We start from the raw sequence: 24,021 nt of genomic DNA on the forward strand, positions 1-24,021 counted from the left end.
ATCAACTTCCCGCTTGCCAGCCTCGGTCCTGCCACGCCGCATTCGGGAACGAAGCCGGCCACAGAGCAGACCGAGCGAATGGAGATCAGCGCATGACCCACGCACTCAAGAAGAGAAGGCCGTCCCGCCTGGGCAAGACCGCGCTCATCGCAAGCAGCGCCGCCGCACTGGCCGCCGCGATGACGGGCAGCGCCGCCGCGGCCCCCAACCTGACGGGCCTGCCCCAGAGCTCCACCTCGTTCAGCGGGCGTTCCAGCCGCTGTTCGACTACGACTCCAACGGCTGCCTCCCTGCGGCCGCCATCGACATGTGGGGCAACCTCAACGGCGGCCTCAAGCCGACCGGGTCGCTCGGCGGCGGGTGCCGGAGGGACCACCTCGGCACGGCCAACACCTACGCGCGGGCCAAGTGCAACAACGGCTGGTGCGGAATCGTCTACACCCTGTACTTCGAGAAGGACCAGGCCCTGAACGGCAGCAGTATCGGAGGGCACCGCCACGACTGGGAGTCCGTCGTGGTCTGGGTGCGGCAGGGGTCGGGCAAGCCCTCGTACCTCTCCGCGTCCCGCCATGGCGGGTTCAGCACCCACCCGGTCAACAAGGTTCCGATGGACGGCGCCCGCGTCAAGATCGTCTACCACAAGGACGGCGCGAGTACGCACGCCTTCCGCTTCGCGAAGTGGGGCGAGCGCGCGGAAGCCTGGGGAGACGGCGGGTGGGACCGTCCCGCCCTGGTCAGCTGGGACCGCTACCCGCGGAGCAACAACGGCGTCAACCTCCAGCGCCGGCTGAACGGGTCTGGCTGGGGCAAAGCCAACCTCCCGATCCAGGACTCCAAGTTCAACGACACCCTCAACAAGGCCAAGCCGAACATTCCGTTCAATCCGTGGGGCTGACGAAGGGCCGGTGGGCCTGCGGGGCGGCGCATCAGCGCCGCCCCGTCCCGCCCCCTCCCCCCGCGCAGGCGGTCACTGCCTCAGACGGTGCCGTGCGTGGCGGAGGCACCCGTTACCTTCCCGCCGCGATCGACCACCGTCTCCACCACCGAGAAACGCAGGAGGACACCACGTGAGGATCACGCTCAAGAAGTCCGGAGTCGCCGCCGCTGCCTGCGTCGTGGCCGTCACTGGCCTGGCGCCCTCCGCCGGTTCCGCCCAGGCCGCCGGCCCGAGGGGAGCCGCCAACATCCGGGGCACCACGCCCGGCAACACCGACTCCATCATCGAGCGCTTCTGCATCCAGGGCCCGGCGGACCACATCAACTTCGGCGCCCACAACGTGCGGACCGGCGAGTTCCGGACCGAGTGGGAGTACATCGGCAAGATCAGCTCCGTCCGCGCTCCCAAGGGCGACTGGGAGGTCTTCACCGGCCGGTGCTCCTACCCCCAGACGTCCACCTGGTCCTACACGGGCACGGAGGAACGCATCTCCCAGTGGATCGCCAACAAGGGCACCACCGATGACAAGGAGACGTTCGTCCGCGGTTACGCCACCAAGACCTCCACGAGGAAAAGCGTCGGGGCGGCCGTCGACAGCACCCTCGCCAAGGGCATCTTCACGGGCAAGCTGGGCGGCAACTTCACCTACGAGTGGGGCTGGGAGCAGACCGAATCGTTCGAACGAAGCAGCCAGAAGTCTATTCCGCCCTGCACCGCCATCGCCCTGACCTGGAAGCCGTACAAGCGGGTGGTGCGCGTCAACCCGGTGATCGACATCACAGCGTACGCCTGGCGGAACTCCCATGGCAGCGTGACGACCGTGGGGTCCTGGCGCGGCAAGGGCAAGGCATGGGAGAAGGTCTACTCGTACGGCTACTACATCGACGGTGTCTCCGACAAGGTCATCACAACCTGGAACGGCAAGAAGGAACCCGACGGGGTGGAAAGCAAAATCGAGCGGAGGCTCGACCCTCGCGAGTGCTCCCGCTGACGCGGCTACGCACAACTCCCCCCGATCGCCGTCGGCCCCGCCTACTGCAGCTCTGTCGAACCCGGCACACGCTGGTGGGAAACCCATGGCAATCAAGGCCCCCACTCGCCTGTTTCCGGCTTGGCGGCAACCTTTTGACGAGCGGCGGCAACTGGGGGGAAACGGCGCGGTCCGACCGGCCGCTCTGTCGACCAACCGAGCGAAGGAACCCTCACACGTGAGTACCAGCAGAGGACGACACCGCAGGACCCGTACCCTCTCGGCCGTCGCGGTCGTCGCCGTGGCCGCAGGTGTTGCGGGTGTCTGGGTGTCCACCGCCCCCGACAACGCCGACGCCGCCGCTGCCGGGCCCGTCGTGGTATCCACGACCGCGGCGCTGGAGAAAGCATTCGCTGGTGCCGGGCCCGGCACCACCATTCAGTTGCGCGCAGGCACGTACTACCCGGCGAAGAGCCTCAAGAGCCAGGCTGATGGCACCGCGAAGCGCAGGATCACCGTCACCGCCTACGGGACGGAGAAGGCCATTGTCGACGGCTCCAAGCTGCCCAAGGGCGAGTGGCTGGTCGCGATAGGCGGCGACCACTGGACGCTGACCAACCTGACGTTTCGGAACTCGCGCGCGCAGGGCGTCGTCCTGACCTCATCCGTCGGCGGGGTCTTCAAGAACCTCACCACCCACGGCAACGGAGACTCCGGGTTCACCCTGCGCGGCGAGGGAACCACCGGCAACCTGATCGAGAACCTGGACTCGTACAACAACTACGACGCAAAGAACCACGGTCAGAACGCGGATGGCCTCGCCATCAAGTTCGGATCAGGCAGCGGTAACAGGGTCATCGGCGCAAGGCTCTACAACAACGCGGACGACGGCGTGGACCTGTGGCAGTGGGCGAGTCCGGTCCGTATCGAGCGCAGCTGGGCGTACGGCAACGGTGTCAACCGCTGGAAAGACAGCGCCTTCGAAGGCAATGGCAACGGTTTCAAGCTGGGCGGCGGCGGGGCGAGCGCCGCGCATGTCGTCACCAACAACGCCGCCTGGAACAACACGCAGCACGGTTTCACGGAGAACAGCAACCCGGGCGCACTGCGGCTCCACCGCAACACCGCCTACGCCAATGACGCGGCCGGCTACTACTTCGCCTCCTCGCCGTCCCGCCTCTCCAGGAACCTCGCTGTGCAGAACGCCACCGGCACCGCGAAGCTCGGACGGCGCGTCGTGACCGCCGCGAACACCTGGGATGCGAGCCAGGCCCCGGCAGCCCGGAGGTCCGGCTCCGTTCTCCGGAGCACCGACCCAACCACCGCGTACGGACCGCGGCGGGCGGACGGCTCGCTGCCGGCCACGAGTTTCCTCACGACCGGCACCCCGGCCATCGGCGCGGGCATGAAGTAAGGCCCTGGGCATGGGTGAGAGCGGAAGGCATGGGCGGGCCCTTCGGGTCCCAGTGGTCAGCACGCCTGCAGCTGGAAGTAGGCTCCTGCGCTCAAGCCACATCGGCGTGTACAAGCGAGGGGTTCCACGGCATGGTCGACGACGCATCCGCGGAATTCCACGACTTCTTCCATCGCCACTACGCCGAACTCGCCCGCCTCGCCTGTCTGCTGACGGGCGAGGCGGACGCCGCCGACGACCTCGCCGCCGATGCCCTGGTGGCGCTCTGGGATCGCTGGGACCGTGTCCGCGCCGCCGAGCACCCCGTGGCGTACGCCCGCGGCGTCGTGGCCAACATGGCCCGCAGCCGTATCCGCGGAGCCGTGCGCGAGCGCCGGCGCATCGCGCTCTTCTGGTCCCAGCGCGGCGAGCGGGTGGACGACCCGGACGTGGCAGCGGTCATCGACGTCCGGCAGGCGCTGGGAAGACTGCCCTTCCGCAAGCGGGCGTGCGTCGTACTGCGGCACGCGTTCGACCTGTCGGAGAAGGACACCGCCCTGGCCCTGGGGATATCGGTCGGCACTGTGAAGAGCCAGACTTCCAAAGGGATGGCAGAGCTTGAGCGGCTGCTGGACGGCCGGACCGCCCTCGAACTCGCGGAAAGTGGAAACCGATGAGCGACCTGCGCAAGCACCTGAGAGAAGCAGCGGAGTCACATCAGCCGGACCGGGCCCGCATGCTCGCACGGGTGGAGCGGGCTATGGAAGGCACGCGGGGCGCTCGCAAACACCGCGGACCCACCCTCGCATGGCCGCGGGTCGCCCTCGCAGCGGTCGCCGCGGCCGGGGCGTGCGTTGTCGGCGGCTTCGCCGTGGCCTTCGTCGTACAGGGAGAGGAAAGGCACCAACAGAAGGCGTCCACGAGTGCGTTGCCACAGGTCCCCGACATCACGCCGTCACCTGACGCTCCGACCGAGGGACCCGTCGCTGCCCCTTCCGGCAATCCGGACAGCACACCGTCTACCCGCCGCCCCAGTGAGCCCGCCGGGAGAACCTCCCCGCAGGCCGGCACTCCCCCTGCCCAGGCCGACCACAGCCGGCCGCCGGCATCCGGCGGAACACGCACCACCGACGGTCCGCTGTGGGCGGACGGCTCTGTCGTCCCTGACGACAAAACCAACTGGGCCCAGAGCAATGTCACCCTCAAAACCCAGGAGCCACTCACCGCGCTCACGGTGGAACTGTTCGTGGCGCAGACGGGCGAGGTCCGCAGCACCGAAAGGTGGCAGTCGCTGCCTGCCGAGAACTTCACCCGCTCCCTACGCGAACAGGACGGCATGCTCGTCCACCGCTGGACGCTCAAGGCCGGCAGCACGGTGCCACCCGGAACGCACGTCTTCGCCGGTCAGTACAGCCACGCGTCAGACGGCCGCGACGCCAAGGACGACACGTACGAAGCCACAGCGAAGACAGCGAACGACACGTTCACCGTAGGGGGCGACTTCGCGCGGACCAACTGACGAAGCAAGGGGCGAAACTGGCACTGGGAACGGTCTGGCGTGCCTGGGCCGACCTGCTGCACCGGTACTGGGTCTTCTCCGGCAACCAGTACATCCTGATCGAGGTCGCCAACGGCAAGAAGGCCCGGGGCAGGATCAGCGGCCCGACACCGCTGAGGGACTCGATGGCCGGCAGACAGGGCTGGCATTAGCCGGCGTGGTCCTGAGTGTCCCGCGCCCGGCCATGGCGCGAGGTCGTCGGGATGCGCCGACTCACGTGGCTGCCCATCCATCCAAGCGCGAAGCCGACGGGCACGGAAACCAGGGCGATGTTCTGCAGTGGAAACCACTGGAAATCCTGTGCAGGGAACAGAGCAAAGGGCCGGCCCGAGACTGTGGGGCTGAAGAGTTGCAGCAACAGGCAGCACGCAAGCGAGCCGTGAATGGTCCACATCAGCCCAACCCGTGTGAATCCCTTCCAGAAGAATCTGTAGATCAGAGCGGGAAGGATCACCGACGCAGCTACCGCTGCGGCGAACGACGCGAGGAACACGATGCTCCAGCCATGCAGCAGCAGGGCGAGGAGTACGCTCAATGCACCGAGCACGACCACGGCCCATCGCGCCACGCCGACTTCGTCTCGCTCCACGACGCGGCCTCGACGCCGGAACTCACCGAACAGGTCATGTGCCAACGCTGCCGCGGCCGCGAGAGTCAGGCCGGCCACCGTACCGAGCGAGGTGACGAAGACCGCGCAGGCGACCATCGTGACCAGGACGTTTCCGCCCCGTCCGCCCGTCAGGTCGTGAGACAACAGGAACAGTGCCGAGTTTCCCTGCGGGTCGTCCGCGATGATGGCGGGGACGCCGACGACGGCCGCTGCCCCCAGGCCGAGCAGAACCACGGCGCCGTTGAAGAACGCAATCATGACGAAGGTGTAGCGCGCGGACTTGCGAGCGGTCCGGGTACTGAGGGAAGTGCCGACTCGCATGAGAACCGGCGGGACAGCTGCCGAGCCCAGAGCCACGGTCACACACAGCGACAGAAGTTCCAGTTTGCCAGTGGTTGAGCCTCCGTACAGCTGCCCGAGCGAGCCGAAAGCGCCGGCCGGACCGCTGCCTTGACCAGCGGCGTTCAGAAGGGCGCCGAAGTCCCACCGGAAGCGGGACAGCACCGCGAGCACCACGGCGAGGAGAGTCACGAACACCACCACGGCCTTACCAACCTGGATCAGGGTTGTGCCCCTCATGCCGCCGAAGGCAGCGAACGTGACCATCAACAGCCCGATCAGCCCGGTGCACACCTGCTCCGCGCCCGCGCTGTCCAGCCCGAGGAGATAGGCGGTGGCAGCGCCGGCGACCGTGAGCTGAACTACCGTGAGAGGAACGCAAACAAGCACCGTGATCAGCGCTGCTGAAATCCGGGCCGGTTTGTCCTCCGGTCGGTTGGCCAGGATGCCGCCGAGTGTGAACCGTCCAGTGTCGCGTACAGGCCCGGCCAGGAGCAGCAGAACGCCGAGCGCCGCGACAGCACTGACAGCCACGACCACACCGTCGGAGCCGCTGAGGCCGACAGCTCCGACCGGACTGAGCAGGGCCGTCGCCGGGATGTAGTCACCGGCGAGTGCCAGGGCGTTGCGCACCGCCGGCAGAGAGCGGCCTGCGGCGAAGAACTCGGCGATGTCGTCTTCGCCCGTGCCCACCATCAGGCAGAGCAGGAAGCAGACGCTGATCACCAACAAGAACGAGATCAACGGCGCCGCGGAGTCGCTACCCGCGGCGAGTACGTCGTACTGGTTCACGCCCGCCCCCCTTGCCGCCTGCTGGTGCGGAAGGGGGTCCGCCCAACCCCTGGGGATACGTCAAGGAACGCCGACATGGCCTACTCCGTGAAGAGAGAGGGGATTTCACGACCGCTAGTGGGCACGCGCCGGTGTCGACTCAAGTCCCTACTACGCGAGGCGTCTGACGCTCGTTGTGCGTGACGCAGCAGCGGTGCGAGCCGTCGCACCGCCGATTGACAGGATCCCTGTTGATTGACCAGACTGTGCGACTGACAGAGATCCTGTCAATGGTGCGGCAGTCACTGCTGACGAAATCCCCCATCGTGACAACCGGACATCCTGCGCGTCAGTCCTCCACGAGAGCTTTGACCACGGCACGAGCTATGAGGCCGGTGCGCCCCTCGGTCCAGTACGCGGGCTCCTCCACGGTGGAGACGAAGTAGCCGCGGGTCAGCAGGAAGAGGACATCGGCAGCCAGCTGAGCGTTGGGAACGCCGGCCGCGATGGCGGCGTCGGCGAACTCCTGGCGTGACTCGCGCGCCTCCCTGAGGTCGACTCCATTGGGGTCGGAGCGCGCAGACGACAGCATTTCGAGCCAGAGTGAGCGCAGCAGGAGGTCATCCGCGTCGGTGCTGAGGTTCCACTCGACCATGGCGCGCAGGCGTTCCGGTCCGTCCAGATCGCCGATGCGGGCCTCCAGCTCGGAGCGCCAGCGTGATTCGGCGGCGCGGACGGCGTTGGTGATCAGGGCTATGCGTGTGGGCACGTAGTTGGTGACCATGGCGCTGGAGCCGCCGAGTTCCTTCGCGACGGCTCGGATGGTGATCGCACGCGCGCCGTCGCGGGCGGCGACCGCGAGGGTGGCCTTGGCGATCTCCCTGCGGCGCTGGACTTCGTCGACGTCGATCGGCATGGAGGCAATCTTATGTCTCGGCCCTCCAGCTTCGTGGGGCCCCGACGGCGCGCATCTGGCTTCGGCACCTGCTGCCCAATCTGCTCCCCTGGTCCTCGTGCAGGCCACCATCGGCTTCGGCTACGCCCTGCTCGACGTGGCCGCCATCTCCTTCCTCGGGCTCGGCTGCCAGCCGCCGGGCCCCGAATGGGGGCTGATGGTGTCCAACGGCGCCCCCTCGATCCTGCCGGACAACCGCAGCAGTCGCTGTACGCGGGCCTCGTCGTCCTCGTCGTGGTCGTCGCGTTCAACATGCTGAGAACCGGGCTTTCCCGACGCCTGCTCGGAGAACACTCATGACATCACCGCTGCTTGAGGTGAACGGGCTGAACATCCAGCGCGGAGCGCAACTCCGGCCACCTGTTCGCGCGGGACTTCCGCCTGTACCGGGACGAGCTGTTCATCGCCACGAAGGCCGGCTACGACATGTGGCCCGGCCCGTACGGCGACGGCGGCTCGCGCAAGTACCTGCTGGCCAGCCTGGACCAGTCGCTGGGCCGGACAGGCCTGGACCATGTAGACGTCTTCCACTCGCACCGCCACGACCCCACGACCCCACGACCCCGCTGGAGGAGACCATGGGGGTCCTGGACGCCGCGGTGCGCTCCGGGAAGGCCCTGTACGCCGGCATCTCCAACTACCCGGCCGAGCAGCACCGGGCGGCGGTGGAGATCCTGCGCGGCCTGGGCAAGCCGCTGCTGATGAACCAGATCAGTTACTCGATCCTCAACCGCTCGCCAGAGGACGGTCTGCTGGACGCGATCGGAGAGACAGGGACCAGCCTGATCGCATTCTCTCCGCTGGCCCAGGGGCTACTGACGGACCGCTACCTCAGCGGCCGGGTGCCCGCCGATCACCGGTGCCAGCGACGTCCGCCAACTCGACCAGAACCTCGACACGCTCGCCGCCGAACCGCTGACCGCCGGCGAACTCACCGACCCCCTCGTCGTTCAGGGCGAACAGCGTGTAGCGGCCGGGAAGCACCACGCCGGGATCGGCCGGGACCTGCAGTTCGTAGGAGCCGGCCCCCGTCTCGCGGAACCGCAGAGATACGCGTCGCTGGTCGTTGTCGGTCGAGTGGGTCGCGGCCCCTGTCCGTACGAGGCTGAAGGAGCTGACGGCCGAGTCGGTCGTTACCGGGAGCTTCGCCCCGAGACGCAGGCTGTCCGGCACGTCGTTCGTGACACGGGCCGGGTCTTCTCGGGCCCGTCCGGGTTGAGCAGATACGCCGCCATGGTGGCCATCGGGGAGAACGTGCCGGTCGCGGGGTCCCAGATCTCCGGCGTCATCGCGGAGGTGGCGTCATTGAAGGGGATCGGACGGGACTGGCCCCCGAAGACGGCGACCTTCCCGTCGGGCATGACGACGCTGTTGCTGCACGCGCGGGGTAGGGCCATGTCGCCGGTGCGTGTGCTGACCGGCTGCCCGCCGCCGTTCAGGTCGACGGTGTAGGCGCGCCGCGTCGCGTCGGCGTTCTCGTACGCCGGTGCGCCGCCCAGGGTGAGGAGCTTGCCGATGTCGTAGGCGACCGCGTTGCCGTTCATCGCGTCCGGGCTGTCGGCGCGGGTGCCGCCGGGCGTGATGGTGCCGTCGCCCTCGGTGGATATCCAGTTCAGCTGCTTACTCGGACCCACTTGCAGAACACCTGCGGAGGAGCTTTCCCCTGTCCTGGCGGAGACATCGTGATCAATGCGCCCGCAAGGTGTTTCGCAGGCGCTTCATGGCGGGAGCGAGCCAAGTGGCCGCTTCCGCACAGGATCACCCCAACTTGCCCCAGATCTTTCGGTACGCCTCCCGGTAGCCCGACGGGTCCCAGGTCGTCGCACCGTCGCTGTTGGCGGCCGTGGCGATGTGGACGGGGGCCGCATACCCGCTGGCGGGTCGGCCGGAGAAGGCGCGGTTGAACTCGTCGACGATCTGCCAGCCCTGCTGGGACAGCGGCTCGGGCACGGTCGCGGTCTGGTACTGCCTGTTGTTGATGCGCTGGAAGGCAGAGGGGTCGCCGTCGCCGGCGCCGATGTTGAAGGGCGGGCCGGAACCTTTTTCGCCCGCCGCGCGGAAGGCGGGGGCGGCGTCTGCGAAGTACAGGTCGTTGATGGCTACGGAGTGGGTCCACCTGCTCTGGAACCGGGTGAGGAGGGAGGAGATCTCCCGCGGGGTGCGGCTGCTCGCGTCCGGGATCGGGATGTTCTCGTACTCCAGCAGTTTCACGCCCGAGCAGGTGGCGAGTTCCTTCCTGATCAGCTCGGACTTGTTCCTGGCGAAGGGGATCGAGGCGTCGGTGATGAGCACGACCCCGGCGCGGCCGTTGGAGTGCGAGATGACCCACTGCCCGCTGATTCGGGCCACGTCCTCCACACGGGTGGTGACGTTGGTGAAGAGCTCGGGCCGTCGGCTGGGGCCGGGAGCGGCTACCGCGTGCCAGCCGATGAGCGGGATGCCTGCCGCGTTGGCCCGCGAGACCTGCCGCGACGTCGAGTTGGGGTCGAACCCACCGATGACGATGCCGGAGGGCTTGAGAGCCACGGCGTCGCTCATCGCCGCCTGGATACCGGTGGGGGTGCCTCCACCGTCGATCACCCGGACGTTCCATCCGATGACCCGTGCGGCTTCCCTCACCCCGTTCGCGGCGCCTGCGACTCCGGGGTTGGTCATGGTCTGGGCGACGTAGACGATGGTCTTGCCGGACACCACCGCGGGGCCGCTGGTCGGCCCGTCCCAGGGGATGTCAGTTTCCTCCGCCCGGGTGACGGCGGCCTGGGCCCTGGCGTGAACAACGGGGCAGCCGCTCGGGCCCGTGGGGGACTCCCCCGGGCCGCCCGACGAGCCGCGTTGACAGCCGGCAAGGACGGTTGCCGTCGCCAGCAGGGCGCACGAGGCGATCCGAACCTTGAAGACGGCAGGGGTGGTTCTGCGGCTGCTGTGCACGGGAGCTCCTCGCATAGGGATGAGCGGGAGGATGGGCCGGGGGCACGGAGGTGGTGCCCGTGGCGTGGGTCGGCGTGGGTCAAGGAGTGGTGCCGGCTGGGCCACCGCCCTGCGTCGGGGAGGACGGGGGCCCAGCAGGCGGCGCCGCGGGCGAATCGCGGGCCACGACGGCGCCGCTGCGCTGCCTACGGCGGGCGGCGTGTCCGGCCAGGCCGACGGCGATGAGCAGGGTGCCGCCGTAGAGCAGCGGGACCGTCCAGAAGTCTGCGCCCAGCTGGCCGATGCCGGTGAGGCCGACGGCGAGGACGGCGACAGCCACGATGGTGCCGATGGCGTTGGGCCGGCCGGGTTTGATCGCCGTGGAGCCGAGGAGAGCGCCGGCGAAGGCGGGCAACAGGTAGTCGAGGCCGACACTCGGATTGCCGATCTGCTGCTGGGCCGCGAGCAGCACACCGGCGAAGCCGGCGATCAGCCCCGATGCGGCGAACGCGTAGACGGTGTACTTGCGGGTCGGGATGCCAACGAGGTCGGCCGCCTGCGGGTTCGAGCCGACGACGTACAGGTACCGGCCGATCGGCAGCCGCTCCAGCACCAGCCAGAGGACGGCCGCAAGGGCGAGCACGTAGAAGGCGGGGACCGGAAGGCCGAGGAACGTGGAATCGTAGAGGTCAGTGAATGCGGCCGGGAGGCCTTGCGGGCCAGGGACGATCCGGCCGCCGTCGGTGATCCAGCCGGTCACGGCGTACAGCATGCTGCCAGTCCCGAGGGTGGCGATGAACGAATCGATCCGGCCGAACTCGACGATGACACCGTTGAGAATCCCCATGACCGCCCCTCCGGCGATCACCGCGAGGCATGCGAGCGGCCAGGGCCACCCGTCGTTGACGACGAGCTGCATCACCATGACGTGTGCCAGGCCGAGGCCGTAGCCGATGGAGAGGTCGAACGCGCCGGTCACGATGGGGACCATGGCGGCGAGCGCGAGGACGGCCGGAATCGACTGGGTGGACAGGATCGAGTCGACGGTGTTCAGCGTGGGAAAAGTGCGCGGCAGGGCGAGGGAGAAGATCAGGAAGAGCAGGAAGGTGAGGGCGAGCAGGCCGTAAGCGCCGATGAGGTGCCCGCCCGGTCTGCGACGCAGTGGTGGCCGGGGCGAGGAGGAGGGAGGCGGAGCGGTCATGGGTTCGTCCCGATTCCAGAAGGGGGCGCGGCCGAAGCCGCCCGCGTGAGCCCGGCGACCGTGAGGGCCGCACCGCTCAGCTCGGCCGTCACGGCCCCGCGGACGAAGACCAGGGTGCGCAGGCACACGCCCGCGACCTCCTCGAAGTCGGTGGAGATGAGCAGGACCGCGAGGCCTGCGGCCAGCGCCTCGTCGAGCATGCGGTGGATCGCGGCCTTGGCACCGACGTCCACGCTCGCGGTCGGCTCCTCGAGGATCAGCAGGCGCAGGCCCACCCGGAGCCACCGGCCGATCATGACTTTCTGCTGGTTTCCGCCGGAGAGGGTGGCGATGAGGGCCTCGCTGTCGCGGGGGCGCACGGAGAACCGCTCGATCAGGGTGGCGGCCTCGGCGCGTTCGCGGCGGGGGTTGATCCAGCGCAGCGCCGGCAGGCCTCCCGCGCGGGGATTGGCGAGGAGGTTCTCCCGTACGGTCAGCTCGTCCATGCAGCCCTCCCGCAGTCTGTCGCCGGGCACGAAGCCGACACCGAGTCCGACGGCGTCGGCGACCGTGCGGGGGCGGTACGGCCGGCCGCCGAGAAGGGCCCGCCCCTCGAGCAGGGGCCGGGAGCCGGCGAGGGCCCGGCCCAGGTCCATGTGCCCGGCGCCCGAGAGGCCGACCAGGCCCAGGGCCTCACCGGCCCTCAGCTCCAGGCTGACCGGTCCCGTGCCGGCGGTCCTTACACCGTCAAGGGTCAGAATGGCCGACCCGCCGACCGGCGCCGTGGCGGGGCGGTGGTCGATTGGTTCCGCACCGACAATGTCGTGCACCAGGCTGACGGGGCTTTGGCCCGTCAGCGGGCCGCGGCTGACGAGGCGGCCGTCACGCAGTACGGCGAAGGTGTCGGCGACCTGGTACACCTCGTCCAGGCGGTGGCTCACGTAGAGGATGGCGTGCCCACGGTCACGCAGGGCGTGCAGGACGCGGAACAGCCGGGCACAGTCCGCGGCGGGGAGGCGGGCGGTCGGCTCGTCGAGGACGATGAGCTTCGCGTGTGCCGCCAGGGCCCTGGCGATCGCGACCAGCGAACGCTCGGCCGGGGCGAGTCGGGCGACCGGGGCGTCGGGGTCGAGATGTCCGCCGACGAGACGCAGGGCGTCAGCGCAGTGTTCGCGGGTCCGCCGCCAGGAGATCAGTCCGGCGCGGCGCGGATACCCGGTGCTCAGGGCGATGTTCTCGGCGACCGTCATCCACTCCACGAGACCGAGATCCTGGTGGATGAAGGACATGCTGCGGGAGGCGGCATGACTGCCGAGCGGGTGCCCGTCCACCGTGATCTGCCCCGCGTCGGCGTGATGGACGCCGGCGAGGATCTTGATGAGCGTGGACTTGCCGGCACCGTTGGGCCCGAGGAGGGCCAGGACACTGCCTTCGTGGACGTCGAGGTCGACCCCGGCCAGCGCGCGGGTCCCGCCGAACCGCTTGCCGAGCCCGCGGATACGGACCAGGGGTTCCGCCTCGAAGGGCGCAGCCGCCTTCGCAGACGTGTCGGGAGCGTCGTGCACGGACATCTCCGGGGGTCGCCTGGTGAGTTCTTCCCGACGTTCAAGGGGGATATTAGCCGACCAAAGCGCAAGATTTCGGACATTCTCCATGCTGCTGTGACTCCAACGGGTCAGCGGACCCTGCCGGACTGCCGGGCTTCGTCCTCACGCGCCGTCGAGCCCGCATTCGGCCCAGATGACCTTGCCCTCCGAGAGGTAGCGCGTACCCCAGGTCTGTGACAGCTGCGCCACGAGGAACAGGCCACGTCCGCCCTCGTCGGTAGGGGCCGCCCGACGCAGGTGCGGGGCGGTGTTGCTGGTGTCGGAGACCTCGCAGATCAGGGTGCGGTCGTGCAGCAGCCGTACCCGGATGGGCCCGGCACCGTGGCGGATGGCGTTGGTGACCAGCTCGCTGAGGATCAGTTCCACGGCGAACGCGGTCTCGTCGAGTCCCCAGTCAGCCAGTTGCCGGAGGGCGGACGCCCGGACTTCGCCGACGCGGGCCGGGTCGGCGGACAGATCCCAGGTGGCGATCCGCCGGGAGTCCAGGGCGTGGGTGCGGGCGACGAGCAGGGCGATGTCGTCGCACGGGTGCGCGGGCGCCACCGTGTCCAGGATCGCCTGACAGGTGTCCTCGGGTGTGCGGTCCGGCTGGTGGGCCAGGGCCCCGCGCAACTGCTCGAGAACCACGTCGACGTCGCGATGCCGGTCCTCGATGAGTCCGTCGGTGTAGAGGACCAGCTGACTGTCCTCGGGGAGGTCGATCTCGACTGCATCGAACGGCAGCCCGCCGAGGCCGAGAGGGGGCCCGGCCGGCAGGTCGGGATACGACACGGTGCCGTCGGGGCGGACCAGCGCGGGCGGAGGGTGGCCGGCGCGGGCCATGACGCATCGCTGCGAAGTCGGGTCGTAGATGGCGTACAGGCAGGTCGCGCCGATGATGCCGGGACCCTCGCCGTCGGGGTCCTCCCGGTCCAGGCGCCCCACGAGGTTGTCGAGGTGAACGAGGACTTCGTCCGGGGGGAAGTCGAGTTCGGCGAAGCTGCGTGCGGCGGTGCGCAGCCGGCCCATGGTGGCGGCGGAGAGCATGCCGTGGCCGACCACGTCGCCGACGAAGAGGCCGACGCGGGTGCCTGAGAGGGGGATGACGTCGTACCAGTCTCCGCCCACGTCGGATTCGGCGGGCAGGTAGCGATGGGCGACCTCGACGGCGTCCTGATCGGGCAGACCGTGCGGGAGCAGTCTGCGCTGCAGGGCCAGGACCATGGTGCGTTCGCGCGTGTAGCGCCGGGCGTTGTCGATGGACAGGGCTGCGCGGGCGGCGAGTTCCTGGGCCAGTGACTGGTCGTCGTCCCCGAAGGGGGCGGGATCCTGTGCGCGGTAGAAACTGGCGACACCCAGAACGACACCGCGGGCGAGCAGGGGTACCGCGATGAGGGAGTGGACGTGGGGCAGCAGCTGTTCGGTGTGCTCGGGGTCCTGGGCGAGCCAGCCCGCGGCGGCCTTCAGGTCCGGTTCCAGCACCGCCTGTCCGCTGGTCAGACAACGAAGCTGGGGCGTGGTCGGGCCGAAGTCGATCCGCTTGCCGACGGGCCTGAAGGGACAGTCGTCGTGGATGCCGTGGACCACCGTACGGCTCAGGCCAGTGAGGGGGTGAGCGGGCTCCTCGCCGCGGAGCACGGCCTCGGACAGGTCGACGGTGACGAAGTCGGCCAGTCGCGGAACCGCCGTCTCGGCGAGTTCTTCGGCGGTGCGGCGCACGTCCAGGGTGGTGCCTATGCGGGCGCTGGCATCGGACAGCAACTCCAGGCGGCGTCGCGCGGCCAGGGCGTATGCCCCCACGTGCGGCTCCCCCACCAGCACGAGCCCTCTCGCCGAGGGCGGCGGTTCGGGGTGGCCGTCCCTCGTGCCGTCGGCGCCTTCGACCGTGACGTCTTTGCCGGGCGCGGGGACCTGGCCGGGCACGGCTTTGGGAATGTACCTGGACCGCGGGGTGACGGAGAGTCGCGCGGGCTGTGACACGGCGGAGACGACGGCAGGCTCGGCGGGGAAGCCCGGCAGCTCGTCGACCTGGCGCGGGATGGCCGGGGGCTCTCCTGGCGAGATGCCGGGGAGGACAGCCTCAATGGCAATGCCTTCCACTCCGGAGGCACTGGTCATCGGACGGCTCACGAGCGTGACCCGCCGGCCGTCGGGCAGGGGCACGTCGACGGCGGCCCGTTGCGCGCGGGAGATCAGCTCGGCGGCCTTCTCCATGAGGATCGCCCGGTCAAGGGGGCGGAGGTCGACGGCCAGTTCGTCAAGCGCGACGCTGCGGTGAAGACCGACGCCGACTTCGGCTCCGGTGGCCAGGTACGCCCGCAGCAGGGCGCGCTCACGCGCCGCACTCTGCGACAACAGCCGCCGCTCCATGGCCTGGGCTGCTTTGCGCATTACGGCGCCCAGCGCCGGGTGGTCGGCGCTGGGCGGATAGCCGAAGCACAGGATGCCCTCGATGTGCCCGCTGATCGGGTCGCGGACGGGAAGCGCGACGCAGGCATTTGCCTGGGAGCGCTCCGCGAAGTGCTCGGCACCGTAGACCCGGATGAGCTGCCGCTCCGCCAGGGCGAGACCGATGCCGTTGGTACCGGCGAACTGCTCGGCGAACACGAAGCCCGGGACTCTCTGGATCGCCGGGAGACTCCTGGCGAGCGACGCCTCCCCGAAACGGCGCGCGAGCACCGTCCCGCTCGCATCGGCGACGGAGATGTTGATCTCGCTGCCGGAAAACTTGGCCTGCAGCCGGTCGAGCACCGGAATGGCCGCTCGGACGATCCGGCCGTCCGGATCGAAATCCTCCCGGAAGGGAAGTTCGGTCTGGTCCGGCGAGAGGCCCAGGGACCGGCAGCGCTGCCACGAGTCCAGGATCGACGTTCGCACGCCTCCGCCGACCGGCTCACCCTGCAGAAACCGCTCACGGAGACGAGCGGGCCCCGTGCCGCCTTTCGCACGCCCCGTCGGCATCGATTCCCTGCCGGACCGAACCACGCTTGGCCTCGCTCGCACCTACGATAATTCGCGTATCAGGAAATGATCTGACATTGATGAGGATACGGGCATGAGGGGCTACTAGTCATGGTTCATAAGACCCCCACGCGCGGCGACTCGGACGGGCCGGTCGTCACAGGACCGCGATCGGGCTGACCGGCGAGCCCGTCCCGCCCGGTACGTTGAGCGGTGTCACGACGAACAGGAACGCGTGCCGCCCCGCTTCTGCAGTCGCGGCGGAGAGGGCTTCCAGGTCGAGGTTGTCCAGCAGCGGCACCCCCATCGCGGCGACGGCCAGGGCGTGGACCGGCGAGTGCACGCCGTCCACGGGCGAGGGCCGTACATCGCTGTCGCCGTCACCTCCGAGCAGCGCGATACCCCGCTCGGCCAGCAGCGGTACGGCGTCCACGTGGAAGCCCGCGCTCCTCGCGTCAGGGTCCCACGCGCCGAGTTCCGCGCGCCGGCGGACGTGTCCGGAGCGCAGCAGCACGGCGTCGCCCTCGCCGATCGTCACGTCGAGCGCTTTCTCCGCAGCGATGATGTCCTCCGCGTGCACCGCCTGTCCCGGTTCCAGCCAGCGGATCCCGAGGACGGCGGGGAGGTCGAGCAGCACACCCGTCGTCACGAGGGGCCCGAGCGTCGACACCGCGCCGAAACGGGCGCCTGCGGCGTCGATGACCTCGCGTGCCGCCCGGCCGTCGTAGAGCTGCCCCCGGTAGGCGATGTGACACAGCGCGTCGAGATGGGTGACGCCCTTGCCGTGGTAGTCGACGGCGATGAAGTCCCTGTGAGTGGAGGGTTCCGGCCTCTCCACGTCACCGAGATCGGTCATGTGATGCAGGGCGGGCTTGCGGTTGTCGGGGCCGGGCCGGGTGTTCCAGGGCAGCGCCATCGGAACGACCCTCCCGGACCGCACTCTGGCCGTGGCCCGACGCACATGGTCCGCGGTCACCAGGTTCCAGGCGCCGCGGTCGGCTGGGGCCCAGCGACCCCACGTGCGAACCGTCTCGAAGAGTGCGTCGAACTCCCGACGGGAGACGGCAGGCCCGTTGCCGGTACCGGTCGGCCTGGGCTTTGGGGAATCGGCGGAGTTCGAGGTCACTGTACTCACCGCTCCCGGCTTCGGAACGGCTCCGGCGGCAGGACGCCACCGGGCGCCATACGGATAGGCCCCCTCATCAGTCCCATCCCAGCACGAACTCTTTGGGCCGCCGACCCGAGAGGAATGTTAACGCTAACATCACGGTTCAGCACAGTGGCCTCGTGCTCGACGTCGCGGCCGGCTCCACGGCCGACGGGGCCAGGGAGAGACCGGCGCCGGGTCCCGCCGCTTCCCCAGCCCTCGGAGGCCACGACCACGCCCCGCGCCGCAGTCGGCAGCCACCGGTAGCCACCGGCTCGTTCGGCCGAGCTGGACGTGGTCATCCGCTGGTGAGCGCCCGCGTACCCGCGTTCTCGCAAACCCGGCGGTAGGGTGCGCCGGGGACGTAGGTGCGCCACTGGGCTCTGGTCAGCCCGGCTCCCGCGCGGGCGCAGACCCGGGTGACGGCCCGGGAGGGGGCGATGGAGTACCGCTGGAGCGGGACGTGGGCGCTGCCGGCGTAGAGAGTGCCGCTGTCGCGGCTGAAGGCGAGGGTCTTGATGTCCTCGCCGGGGGTGGTCAACGGGCCGCCGAGCGGCTGCTGGGTAGCGATGTCCCACAGCTGGAGGGTGCCGGCGTCGCCTCCCACGGCCAGGGTTCGGCCGTCGGTGCTCAGGGCCAGGGCGCTGACGGCCTCGGGGGTGTCGCCGAGAGGCGCGGGGAAGACGTTCGCAAGGATGCCCGCGCGCCGGCGCAGTGCGCTGTCCCACAGTGCGACGCGACCGGTCTGGTCGCCCGCCGCCAGGCGGGAGCCGTCGGGGGCGAAGGCGAGCGCGCCGATCTGATCGCCCTGGACGAGGTCGTGCCCGGTGACCGGCCCGGCGGGCAGGCGGGCGGTGCGGTTGTCGCCGACGAGCAGTCGGCCGTCGGGGCGAACGGCCAGGTGGCTGCTGGCCAGTTTGGTGAGGACCGCCGTTCTGCGGTGGTGTGCGGTGTCCCATACCTCGTCGCTCAGCTCGCCGATGGCAGGCGTGCGGGCGACGTAGAGGGTGCTGCCGCCGGTCCCCACTGCGAGGGAGACCACCGCTGCGGCGGACCCCGGTGCCGCCAGATCCAGCGCGGTTCGCGGGCGGTCACGGGCCACGTCCCAGACGGTGAACCGCTGGGGGGCGGCTTCCCGGCCCGGGGCCGAGACACCGTAGGCGAGCGCGGTGCCGTCGGGGCTGAACGCCATCAGGGCCAGGGTGTGTTGCGGGACGACCGCCTGAGTACGGTCGCGGGAGACGGGGAAGGGCGGGGACGGCAGCGCGCGGAGCAGGTGTCCGTCACTCGTGTCGCGCAGCTGGAAAAGGTACCGGCGGCCGAATCGCTCGGCGGTGGCGAGCGTACGGCCGTCCGGACTGAGCAGTACGGAATCCAGGGCATGTCCGCGCCAGGTGGAGGTGACGGCCGCCCCGAGATCGAGGGAGTGGACGGTGCCTCCTTCTAGGTAGCGCAGGACGGGATGACCGGGATCCCAGGCGAGGCCGCCGTAGAGGTGCTGATTGTTCAGGGGATGCCGGAACACCGGGGCGGTGGGGGCCGCGAGCCGCCACACCCTGATCTCGTCGCCGCGGGCGGTCGCCAGGAAGGCCCCGTCCTCGCTGAAGGCTGCGTACTTCACTCCCGGGTCGTCGATGTCGGCGACCCGGCGTCCTGAACGTGTATCCCAGACATGGACCTGGGTGTCCGAGACAGCTGCGAGCCGGCTACCGCCACTGCCTCCGAATACGAGCCTGGAGTGGTCGTCATCGCAGATGCCGCGGGCGTGTTCCCAGGCGCCGGGCAGGGTGTGAGGACGGCTGAGGTCCCGGACCTGCGGCGGGCGCCCGGAGGGGCAGACCGCCACCAGCCGGTCGTCGGCACTCGAGGCCACGTTCGAGCGGCCGGCCGCCCGCGTCTCGAACAGCACCCCGCCGTCCGCGACGGAGCGCAGTTGCACCCGGTCGTCGTCGATGCTGCCCACCAGGTAGCTGCGGCCGCCGGCGTTGAAGCCGAGATCGGAGGAGAGCGGAAGGGGGCTTGGCGCGCCGGTCCACTGTCCCGCGGCCGTGTCCCACAGCCGGACGCCGTCGTCCCCGGCCAGGGCGAGTACCCGGGCGTCCGGGCCGGCGGCGAGTACCTGGCCGTCCGGCAGTCGCCCCGATGCGGTGCGGCGGTGCGCGGCGACGTTCCAGGTCTGCCACGTACGACCGTCGACGCTGAGCAGCGTACGGCCGGAGTCGGCGAGATAACGCAACGGGCGATCGCCTGGCGCGGGGTCGGTGAACGTGTCCTGCTCGGGCTGGGTGAGGGAACCGAGCAGCGCCCGGCGGGTCTCGGGCAGGGTGGCGATCCGCCAGGCGGCGACGCCGAGCTGCATGGCGGTCCGGGGGTCGGTCGTGCGCAACGCGTCGGCGACTGCGGCGAGACGGCGGGCTGTATCGTCCGTGCGCTGCCGCTCGTTGTCCCGACGCTGCTGCCAGGCGGCCAGGCCGGCGATGAGCGCAACCACCAGGACCGTGGAGAGCGCGGTGACGAGGAGCCGTGCTCTGCGGGTGGTCCGGGTGGCGGCCCGGCGTTCCGCTTCGCGGGCGGTGAGCGCGGCGGTGAGGAACGCTCTCTCCGGTGCGGTCAGTACGCCGACCTGACCGCCGCCCCCGAACAGCTCCTCGGCGCGGGCCAGTCGGATGCCCCGGTACAGGGTGCCGGGGTCTTGGTCGGCTTCCAGCCAGCCGCGGGCGGCCTCGGCCAGGCGCCGGTGGTGGCGCAGCCGCTCGCGATCCTCCTCGATCCAGCCGTGCAGCCGCGGCCAGCAGGTGATCAGTGCCTCGTGGGCGAGCTGTACGCCCTCCTCATCGACCGTCAGCAGCCGGGCGCCGGCCAGCCGTTCGAGCGCCGACGGCACCGAGGGGTCCGCCCACTCCTCCAGTTCGGTCCGTGTGAGCGGGCGCCGGGTGTCGGCGGTTCCCTGCCCCGGCTCGATCAGCCGCAGCAGCAGCTGGCGGGCGGTGTGCGCCTGGGCCGGGGACAACTGCCCGTACGCCTCCTCGGCGCTCGCCGCGATCGCGCCGCGCACTCCACCGGCCGCTTCGTACGCGGCCACGGTCAGCATCCGGCCCCGACGCCGCCGCCAGGTCTCCAGCAGGGCGTGCGAGAGCATCGGCAGCCCACCGGGCTGATCCAGCACCTCCTCGATGATGTTCGCGGTCAGCTCCCGCTCCACCAGCAGCCCGACGGCAGCGGCAGGTTTGACGACCGCCTCCCGCAGCTCGTCCGCCGCCATCGGCCCGACCAGCAGTCCGGCGCCGCGCAGGGCATCCGCCAGCCCGCGGTGTTCGGCGCACCGGGCGTAGAAGTCCGCCCGCACCGCGACGACCACCCGCAGCCGGTTGTCGGGATCCCGGGCGGTCAGCAGCAGGTCGACGAAGCGGGCCCGCTCCACCCGGTCCCGGCACAAGGTGAAGACCTCCTCGAACTGGTCCACCACCACCCAGCTCTCCGGTTCGCCCGGCGCCGGGGCCAGCAGGTGTCCGTACGTCGTGGCGGGCCTGGCACCCGGGGTGAACACCCTCAGCACCGCCGGGTGTCCCCGGTCCCCGATCGTCTTCCGGAGGCAGGGGATCAAACCGGCCCGCAGCAGGGAGGACTTCCCGCTGCCCGAAGCGCCGAACATCACCGCGAACCGGTGGTCGCACACCAGCTCCCGCAACTGAGCCACCAGCCTGTCCCGGCCGAAGAACAGCTCGTGGTCGTCCGGTTCGAACCGCGCCAGCCCCCGGTAGGGCGGCGGCCCGTCCTGCTCCCCGTCTGCCGGAGCCTCCGTGGCCTCCGCCTCCGCCGCCTTCCGCCGCAGCTCCCACTCAGTCGGGTCCGCCTCGCACGCCCGCACGTACCCGTGGACGACGGCCGACGACGGCAGCCGTTCCCCGGCCGCCGCCTGGGACAACGTCGTCGCCGAGAACCCCGCCGACCGGGCCATGGTCCGGTACGACGGGCCGCCTGCGGCCTTGCGCAGCTCCCGCAGCTCGTGAGCGAAGCGCTGCACGGGGCCGGCCGCCGGGTCGACTGATCTCTCCGGACGCCCCACAGATCCCCACTCTCGTGCAGCAGATGAAAACGAAGTTCAGCGCAAGGAACATACGTTTCGCACTGATCCGGCGTAAACCCTTGCCGCCCGAGGTGTGGCCCCGATGACAGCGGCGGAACGAAGCGCCGAACAATCCGGCGGTCTCCAGCGGGATCGATTGTGCTGATGACAGGCGTGCCGATCAACTCGCTGGTCGCCAGCCTCGATTGCGGCATCGGCCGGCCCCCGCAGCATCGGCGCGCCGATCGCCATCGCGGGCGCCGACTGACGACCCGCGCACGGGCGGCATGTCGTTCGCGTATTCGCCGTCCAGCAGCAGCTCGCCCTCGGTGATGTCCTCAAGACCCGCGATCAACCGCAGCACCGAGGAAGGCCGCTGTGGCGCCGGAAAGTAGCCCACTATGACCGCTCAGGGAATGACTTGCGTGAAAATCGGGGACGATGTGGCGACACCGGCGGCACCGCCGCGACGCCGGGCCGTGGCACTGGCCCGCCCGGGCCCCGCTGGATCCCGTGCGGCAGCGACCATGACCGCGGATGCGCCACACTGCATCCATGCGGGGACACCTTCCACCGGAGACGAGCAGCTTTGTGGGGCGCCGCGCCGAACTGGCCACCGTGGAAAGGGCGATGACCAGCCATCGTCTGGTCACGCTGACCGGTACCGGCGGCGTCGGCAAGACACGGCTGGCGTTGCGCGTGGCGAGCCGGACGGCGGACCGGTTTCCGGACGGCACCTGGTGGGCCGACCTGTCCGCGCTCGACGGCGACCGGCTGTTGGTCACCGTCGTCGCCGACGCCGTGGACCTGTCCGACCACACGCCCAGGCCCATCGAGGCGCTGAGCGACTGGCTGGCACCCCGGCGTCTGCTGCTGGTGCTGGACTCGTGCGAGCACCTCGCCCACGCGTGCGGGCAGCTGGTGGCCGAACTCCTCACCGCCGCACCGGGCCTGACCGTCCTGGCCACCAGCAGGCAGCCCCTGCAGCTTCCGGCGGAGCACGTGTACGAGGTGGAGCCGCTGCGAGCCGACGGCCCCGACGCGCTCGAACTCTTCAGCCGGCGAATGACGGATGCTCAGCACTCGCCGGCCGGTGCGTCGGGCGTGGAGCCGAACGGCGCGGTCGCCGAGATCTGCCGGCGGCTGGAGGGCATTCCCCTGGCACTCGAACTGGCTGCGGCGCAGGTGCACCAGTACGGCGTCGAAGGCGTCCGGGCCCAGTTGGACTCACGCTTCGACGTGCTGGCGCGCTCGGAAGACGTGTGGCCGCGTCGCCATCGGACCCTGCGGACGGCCGTCGGCTGGAGCCATGAGCTGTGCGAGCCGCTGGAGCGCCTGTTGTGGGCTCGCCTGACGGTCTTCAGAGCAGGCTTCGACCCGGCCTCCGCGTCGGAGGTCTGCTCGGGCGGCCCGCTGACCGAGGCAGCCGTCCCCGGGCTGCTGAACAGCCTTGTCGCGAAGTCGGTGGTGCGGCGCGACGGCCGCCGCTACCGGATGCTCGACACGATTCGTGAGTACGGCGCCGCATGGCTGCAGGCCCTGGGAGAACATGACGCCGTGTCCGACCGGCACGCCGAACTCTGTCTCCGGCTCGCCCGTCAGGCCGAGGCCGGCTGGCTGAGCGCCGACCAGGCCCGCTGGTACGGACGCATCCAGGACGCGCACACCGAGCTGTGCACCGCGCTGGACCATCTGCTGACAGCCCGCCCCGGGCAGGCTCTGGAACTGGCCGGGACGACAGGCTTCTTCTGGGCCTGCTGTGGCCATCTGCACGAAGCGCGCGGCTATCTCGAGCACGCCCTCGCCCGAAGCCAGGACCCGGGACCCCACCGGGTGCGTGCCCTGTGGGCCCTCGGCGTCGCCCTCACGCTGCAGGGCGAGTACGACGCCGCGCAGCGGCTGAGCGAGCGGTGCGTCCAAGCGGCCCGCCGGGAGGGGAGCGCCGACGACACGCTGGATGCCGCGTACCTCACCGGTCTCATCGCCCTGCTGACGGGCCGGCCGCAGACGGCCCACCGGACCGTCGACGCGCTGCTGCACACCCAGCCGGGCACCTCTCCCGCCGCCTCGGCGCCACGGTTGCGCTGCCATCTGGTCAAGGTCTTCGCGCTCACCGGCATGGGCAGACTGACCGAGGCCCGCGAGGAGGCTCACGCCCTGCGACGCCTGTGCGTCGCCCTGGGCGAACGCTGGACGCGCGCCTACCTGGACTATCAGCTCGCCGTGATCGCCCTGCTCCAGGCGGATCCGGAGCGGGCGGTGGAGCACGCACGCGCCATGCTTGTCGGCAAACGCGGGCTCGGCGACAGCTTCGGACTCGCCCTCGGTCTCGACGTCCTGGCGGCCGGTCTCGCGGCGCAGGGAGAGGGCGAGCGGGCAGCGCATGTCTTCGGTACCAGCGAGGCGTTCTGGCGCTCCACCGGCCACCCGCAACGCGGCACACCCGAACTGCGCCCGGTGCGCGAGGAGTGCGAGCGGGCGGCCCGGGCGACTGCCGGCGACCAGGCGTACGAGGACGCGTTCCGGCGCGGCGCATCGGGTGCACCCCAAGCCGAACTCAGTGCCGTCCTGGCGCTGGGCGGCCGGTCGGAGCCGCCGCCCCGGTGACCGCTGGACGTCGGCGCGTACGGCGGAGGACGGC

General features: G+C 70.3%; 17 protein-coding genes and 1 pseudogene. 8 read left to right on the forward strand and 10 right to left on the reverse strand.

Annotated elements, in window-relative coordinates; all coding sequences use genetic code 11:
* Positions 1-13 precede the first annotated feature (13 nt).
* The 5 genes from ACWV17_RS29715 (at position 14) to ACWV17_RS29735 (ending at position 4,819) form a co-directional block, all read left to right on the forward strand.
* Positions 14-895, forward strand: coding sequence for an NPP1 family protein (locus tag ACWV17_RS29715; RefSeq protein ID WP_455362100.1), 882 nt, complete (start codon positions 14-16; stop codon positions 893-895).
* Between the two features lie 172 nt (positions 896-1,067).
* Entirely contained in the window at positions 1,068-1,928 is an 861-nt protein-coding gene (locus tag ACWV17_RS29720) for a hypothetical protein (RefSeq protein WP_455362101.1), read from the forward strand.
* Between the two features lie 217 nt (positions 1,929-2,145).
* Positions 2,146-3,321 (forward strand): right-handed parallel beta-helix repeat-containing protein, encoded by a 1,176-nt coding sequence (locus tag ACWV17_RS29725; protein WP_455362102.1) that lies wholly within the window; start codon positions 2,146-2,148, stop codon positions 3,319-3,321.
* A gap of 131 nt (positions 3,322-3,452) precedes the next feature.
* Positions 3,453-3,977 (forward strand): SigE family RNA polymerase sigma factor, encoded by a 525-nt coding sequence (locus ACWV17_RS29730; RefSeq protein ID WP_455362103.1) that lies wholly within the window; start codon positions 3,453-3,455, stop codon positions 3,975-3,977.
* Positions 3,978-4,534: 557 nt separating this feature from the next.
* Positions 4,535-4,819, forward strand: coding sequence for a hypothetical protein (locus ACWV17_RS29735; protein WP_455362104.1), 285 nt, complete (start codon positions 4,535-4,537; stop codon positions 4,817-4,819).
* A gap of 187 nt (positions 4,820-5,006) precedes the next feature.
* Here the strand turns inward: ACWV17_RS29735 and ACWV17_RS29740 are convergent, their stop codons facing one another.
* Together ACWV17_RS29740 and ACWV17_RS29745 are read right to left on the reverse strand one after the other, a co-directional pair.
* A complete protein-coding gene (locus ACWV17_RS29740; RefSeq protein WP_455362105.1) occupies positions 5,007-6,599 on the reverse strand; it encodes a sodium:solute symporter family transporter in 1,593 nt (530 codons plus the stop codon).
* A gap of 328 nt (positions 6,600-6,927) precedes the next feature.
* Positions 6,928-7,494 carry a TetR/AcrR family transcriptional regulator gene (locus ACWV17_RS29745; protein ID WP_455362106.1) on the reverse strand — a complete coding sequence of 189 codons (567 nt, stop codon included), beginning with the start codon at positions 7,492-7,494 and terminating at the stop codon, positions 6,928-6,930.
* 97 nt (positions 7,495-7,591) lie between these two features.
* Between ACWV17_RS29745 and ACWV17_RS29750 the strand changes: the two genes are divergently transcribed.
* Positions 7,592-7,792 carry a hypothetical protein gene (locus ACWV17_RS29750; protein ID WP_455355276.1) on the forward strand — a complete coding sequence of 67 codons (201 nt, stop codon included), beginning with the start codon at positions 7,592-7,594 and terminating at the stop codon, positions 7,790-7,792.
* 77 nt (positions 7,793-7,869) lie between these two features.
* A pseudogene (locus ACWV17_RS29755) lies at positions 7,870-8,393 on the forward strand (aldo/keto reductase); the annotation flags it as partial.
* Here the strand turns inward: ACWV17_RS29755 and ACWV17_RS29760 are convergent.
* From ACWV17_RS29760 to ACWV17_RS29795, 8 genes are all read right to left on the reverse strand, one after another.
* Entirely contained in the window at positions 8,365-8,706 is a 342-nt protein-coding gene (locus ACWV17_RS29760; RefSeq protein WP_455362107.1) for a galactose oxidase early set domain-containing protein, read from the reverse strand. The pseudogene ACWV17_RS29755 and the gene ACWV17_RS29760 overlap by 29 nt on opposite strands.
* The gene (locus ACWV17_RS29765; protein WP_455362108.1) at positions 8,667-9,167 is read right to left on the reverse strand and encodes a kelch repeat-containing protein; all 501 of its coding nucleotides are present in this window, start codon (positions 9,165-9,167) and stop codon (positions 8,667-8,669) included. Before ACWV17_RS29765 ends, ACWV17_RS29760 begins: the two co-directional genes overlap by 40 nt.
* Before the next feature lie 124 nt (positions 9,168-9,291).
* Entirely contained in the window at positions 9,292-10,461 is a 1,170-nt protein-coding gene (locus tag ACWV17_RS29770) for a substrate-binding domain-containing protein (protein WP_455362109.1), read from the reverse strand.
* A gap of 79 nt (positions 10,462-10,540) precedes the next feature.
* Positions 10,541-11,641 carry an ABC transporter permease gene (locus ACWV17_RS29775; protein WP_455362110.1) on the reverse strand — a complete coding sequence of 367 codons (1,101 nt, stop codon included), beginning with the start codon at positions 11,639-11,641 and terminating at the stop codon, positions 10,541-10,543.
* Entirely contained in the window at positions 11,638-13,185 is a 1,548-nt protein-coding gene (locus ACWV17_RS29780) for a sugar ABC transporter ATP-binding protein (protein ID WP_455362111.1), read from the reverse strand. Before ACWV17_RS29780 ends, ACWV17_RS29775 begins: the two co-directional genes overlap by 4 nt.
* A 144-nt stretch (positions 13,186-13,329) precedes the next feature.
* Complete coding sequence (locus tag ACWV17_RS29785; protein ID WP_455362112.1) at positions 13,330-16,167, reverse strand: SpoIIE family protein phosphatase; 2,838 nt, start codon at positions 16,165-16,167, stop codon at positions 13,330-13,332.
* Positions 16,168-16,324: 157 nt separating this feature from the next.
* Positions 16,325-17,293 carry a cyclase family protein gene (locus ACWV17_RS29790; protein WP_455362122.1) on the reverse strand — a complete coding sequence of 323 codons (969 nt, stop codon included), beginning with the start codon at positions 17,291-17,293 and terminating at the stop codon, positions 16,325-16,327.
* Positions 17,294-17,612: 319 nt separating this feature from the next.
* Positions 17,613-21,338, reverse strand: a complete 3,726-nt coding sequence (locus ACWV17_RS29795; RefSeq protein ID WP_455362113.1) for an nSTAND1 domain-containing NTPase — start codon at positions 21,336-21,338, stop codon at positions 17,613-17,615.
* Positions 21,339-21,935: 597 nt separating this feature from the next.
* Here ACWV17_RS29795 and ACWV17_RS29800 point away from each other — a divergent pair.
* On the forward strand, positions 21,936-23,987 hold the full coding sequence (locus tag ACWV17_RS29800) for an ATP-binding protein (RefSeq protein WP_455362114.1): 2,052 nt from the start codon (positions 21,936-21,938) through the stop codon (positions 23,985-23,987).
* The last annotated feature ends 34 nt before the right edge of the window (positions 23,988-24,021 follow it).

It is taken from the genome of Streptomyces mabaensis (genome assembly GCF_053763515.1).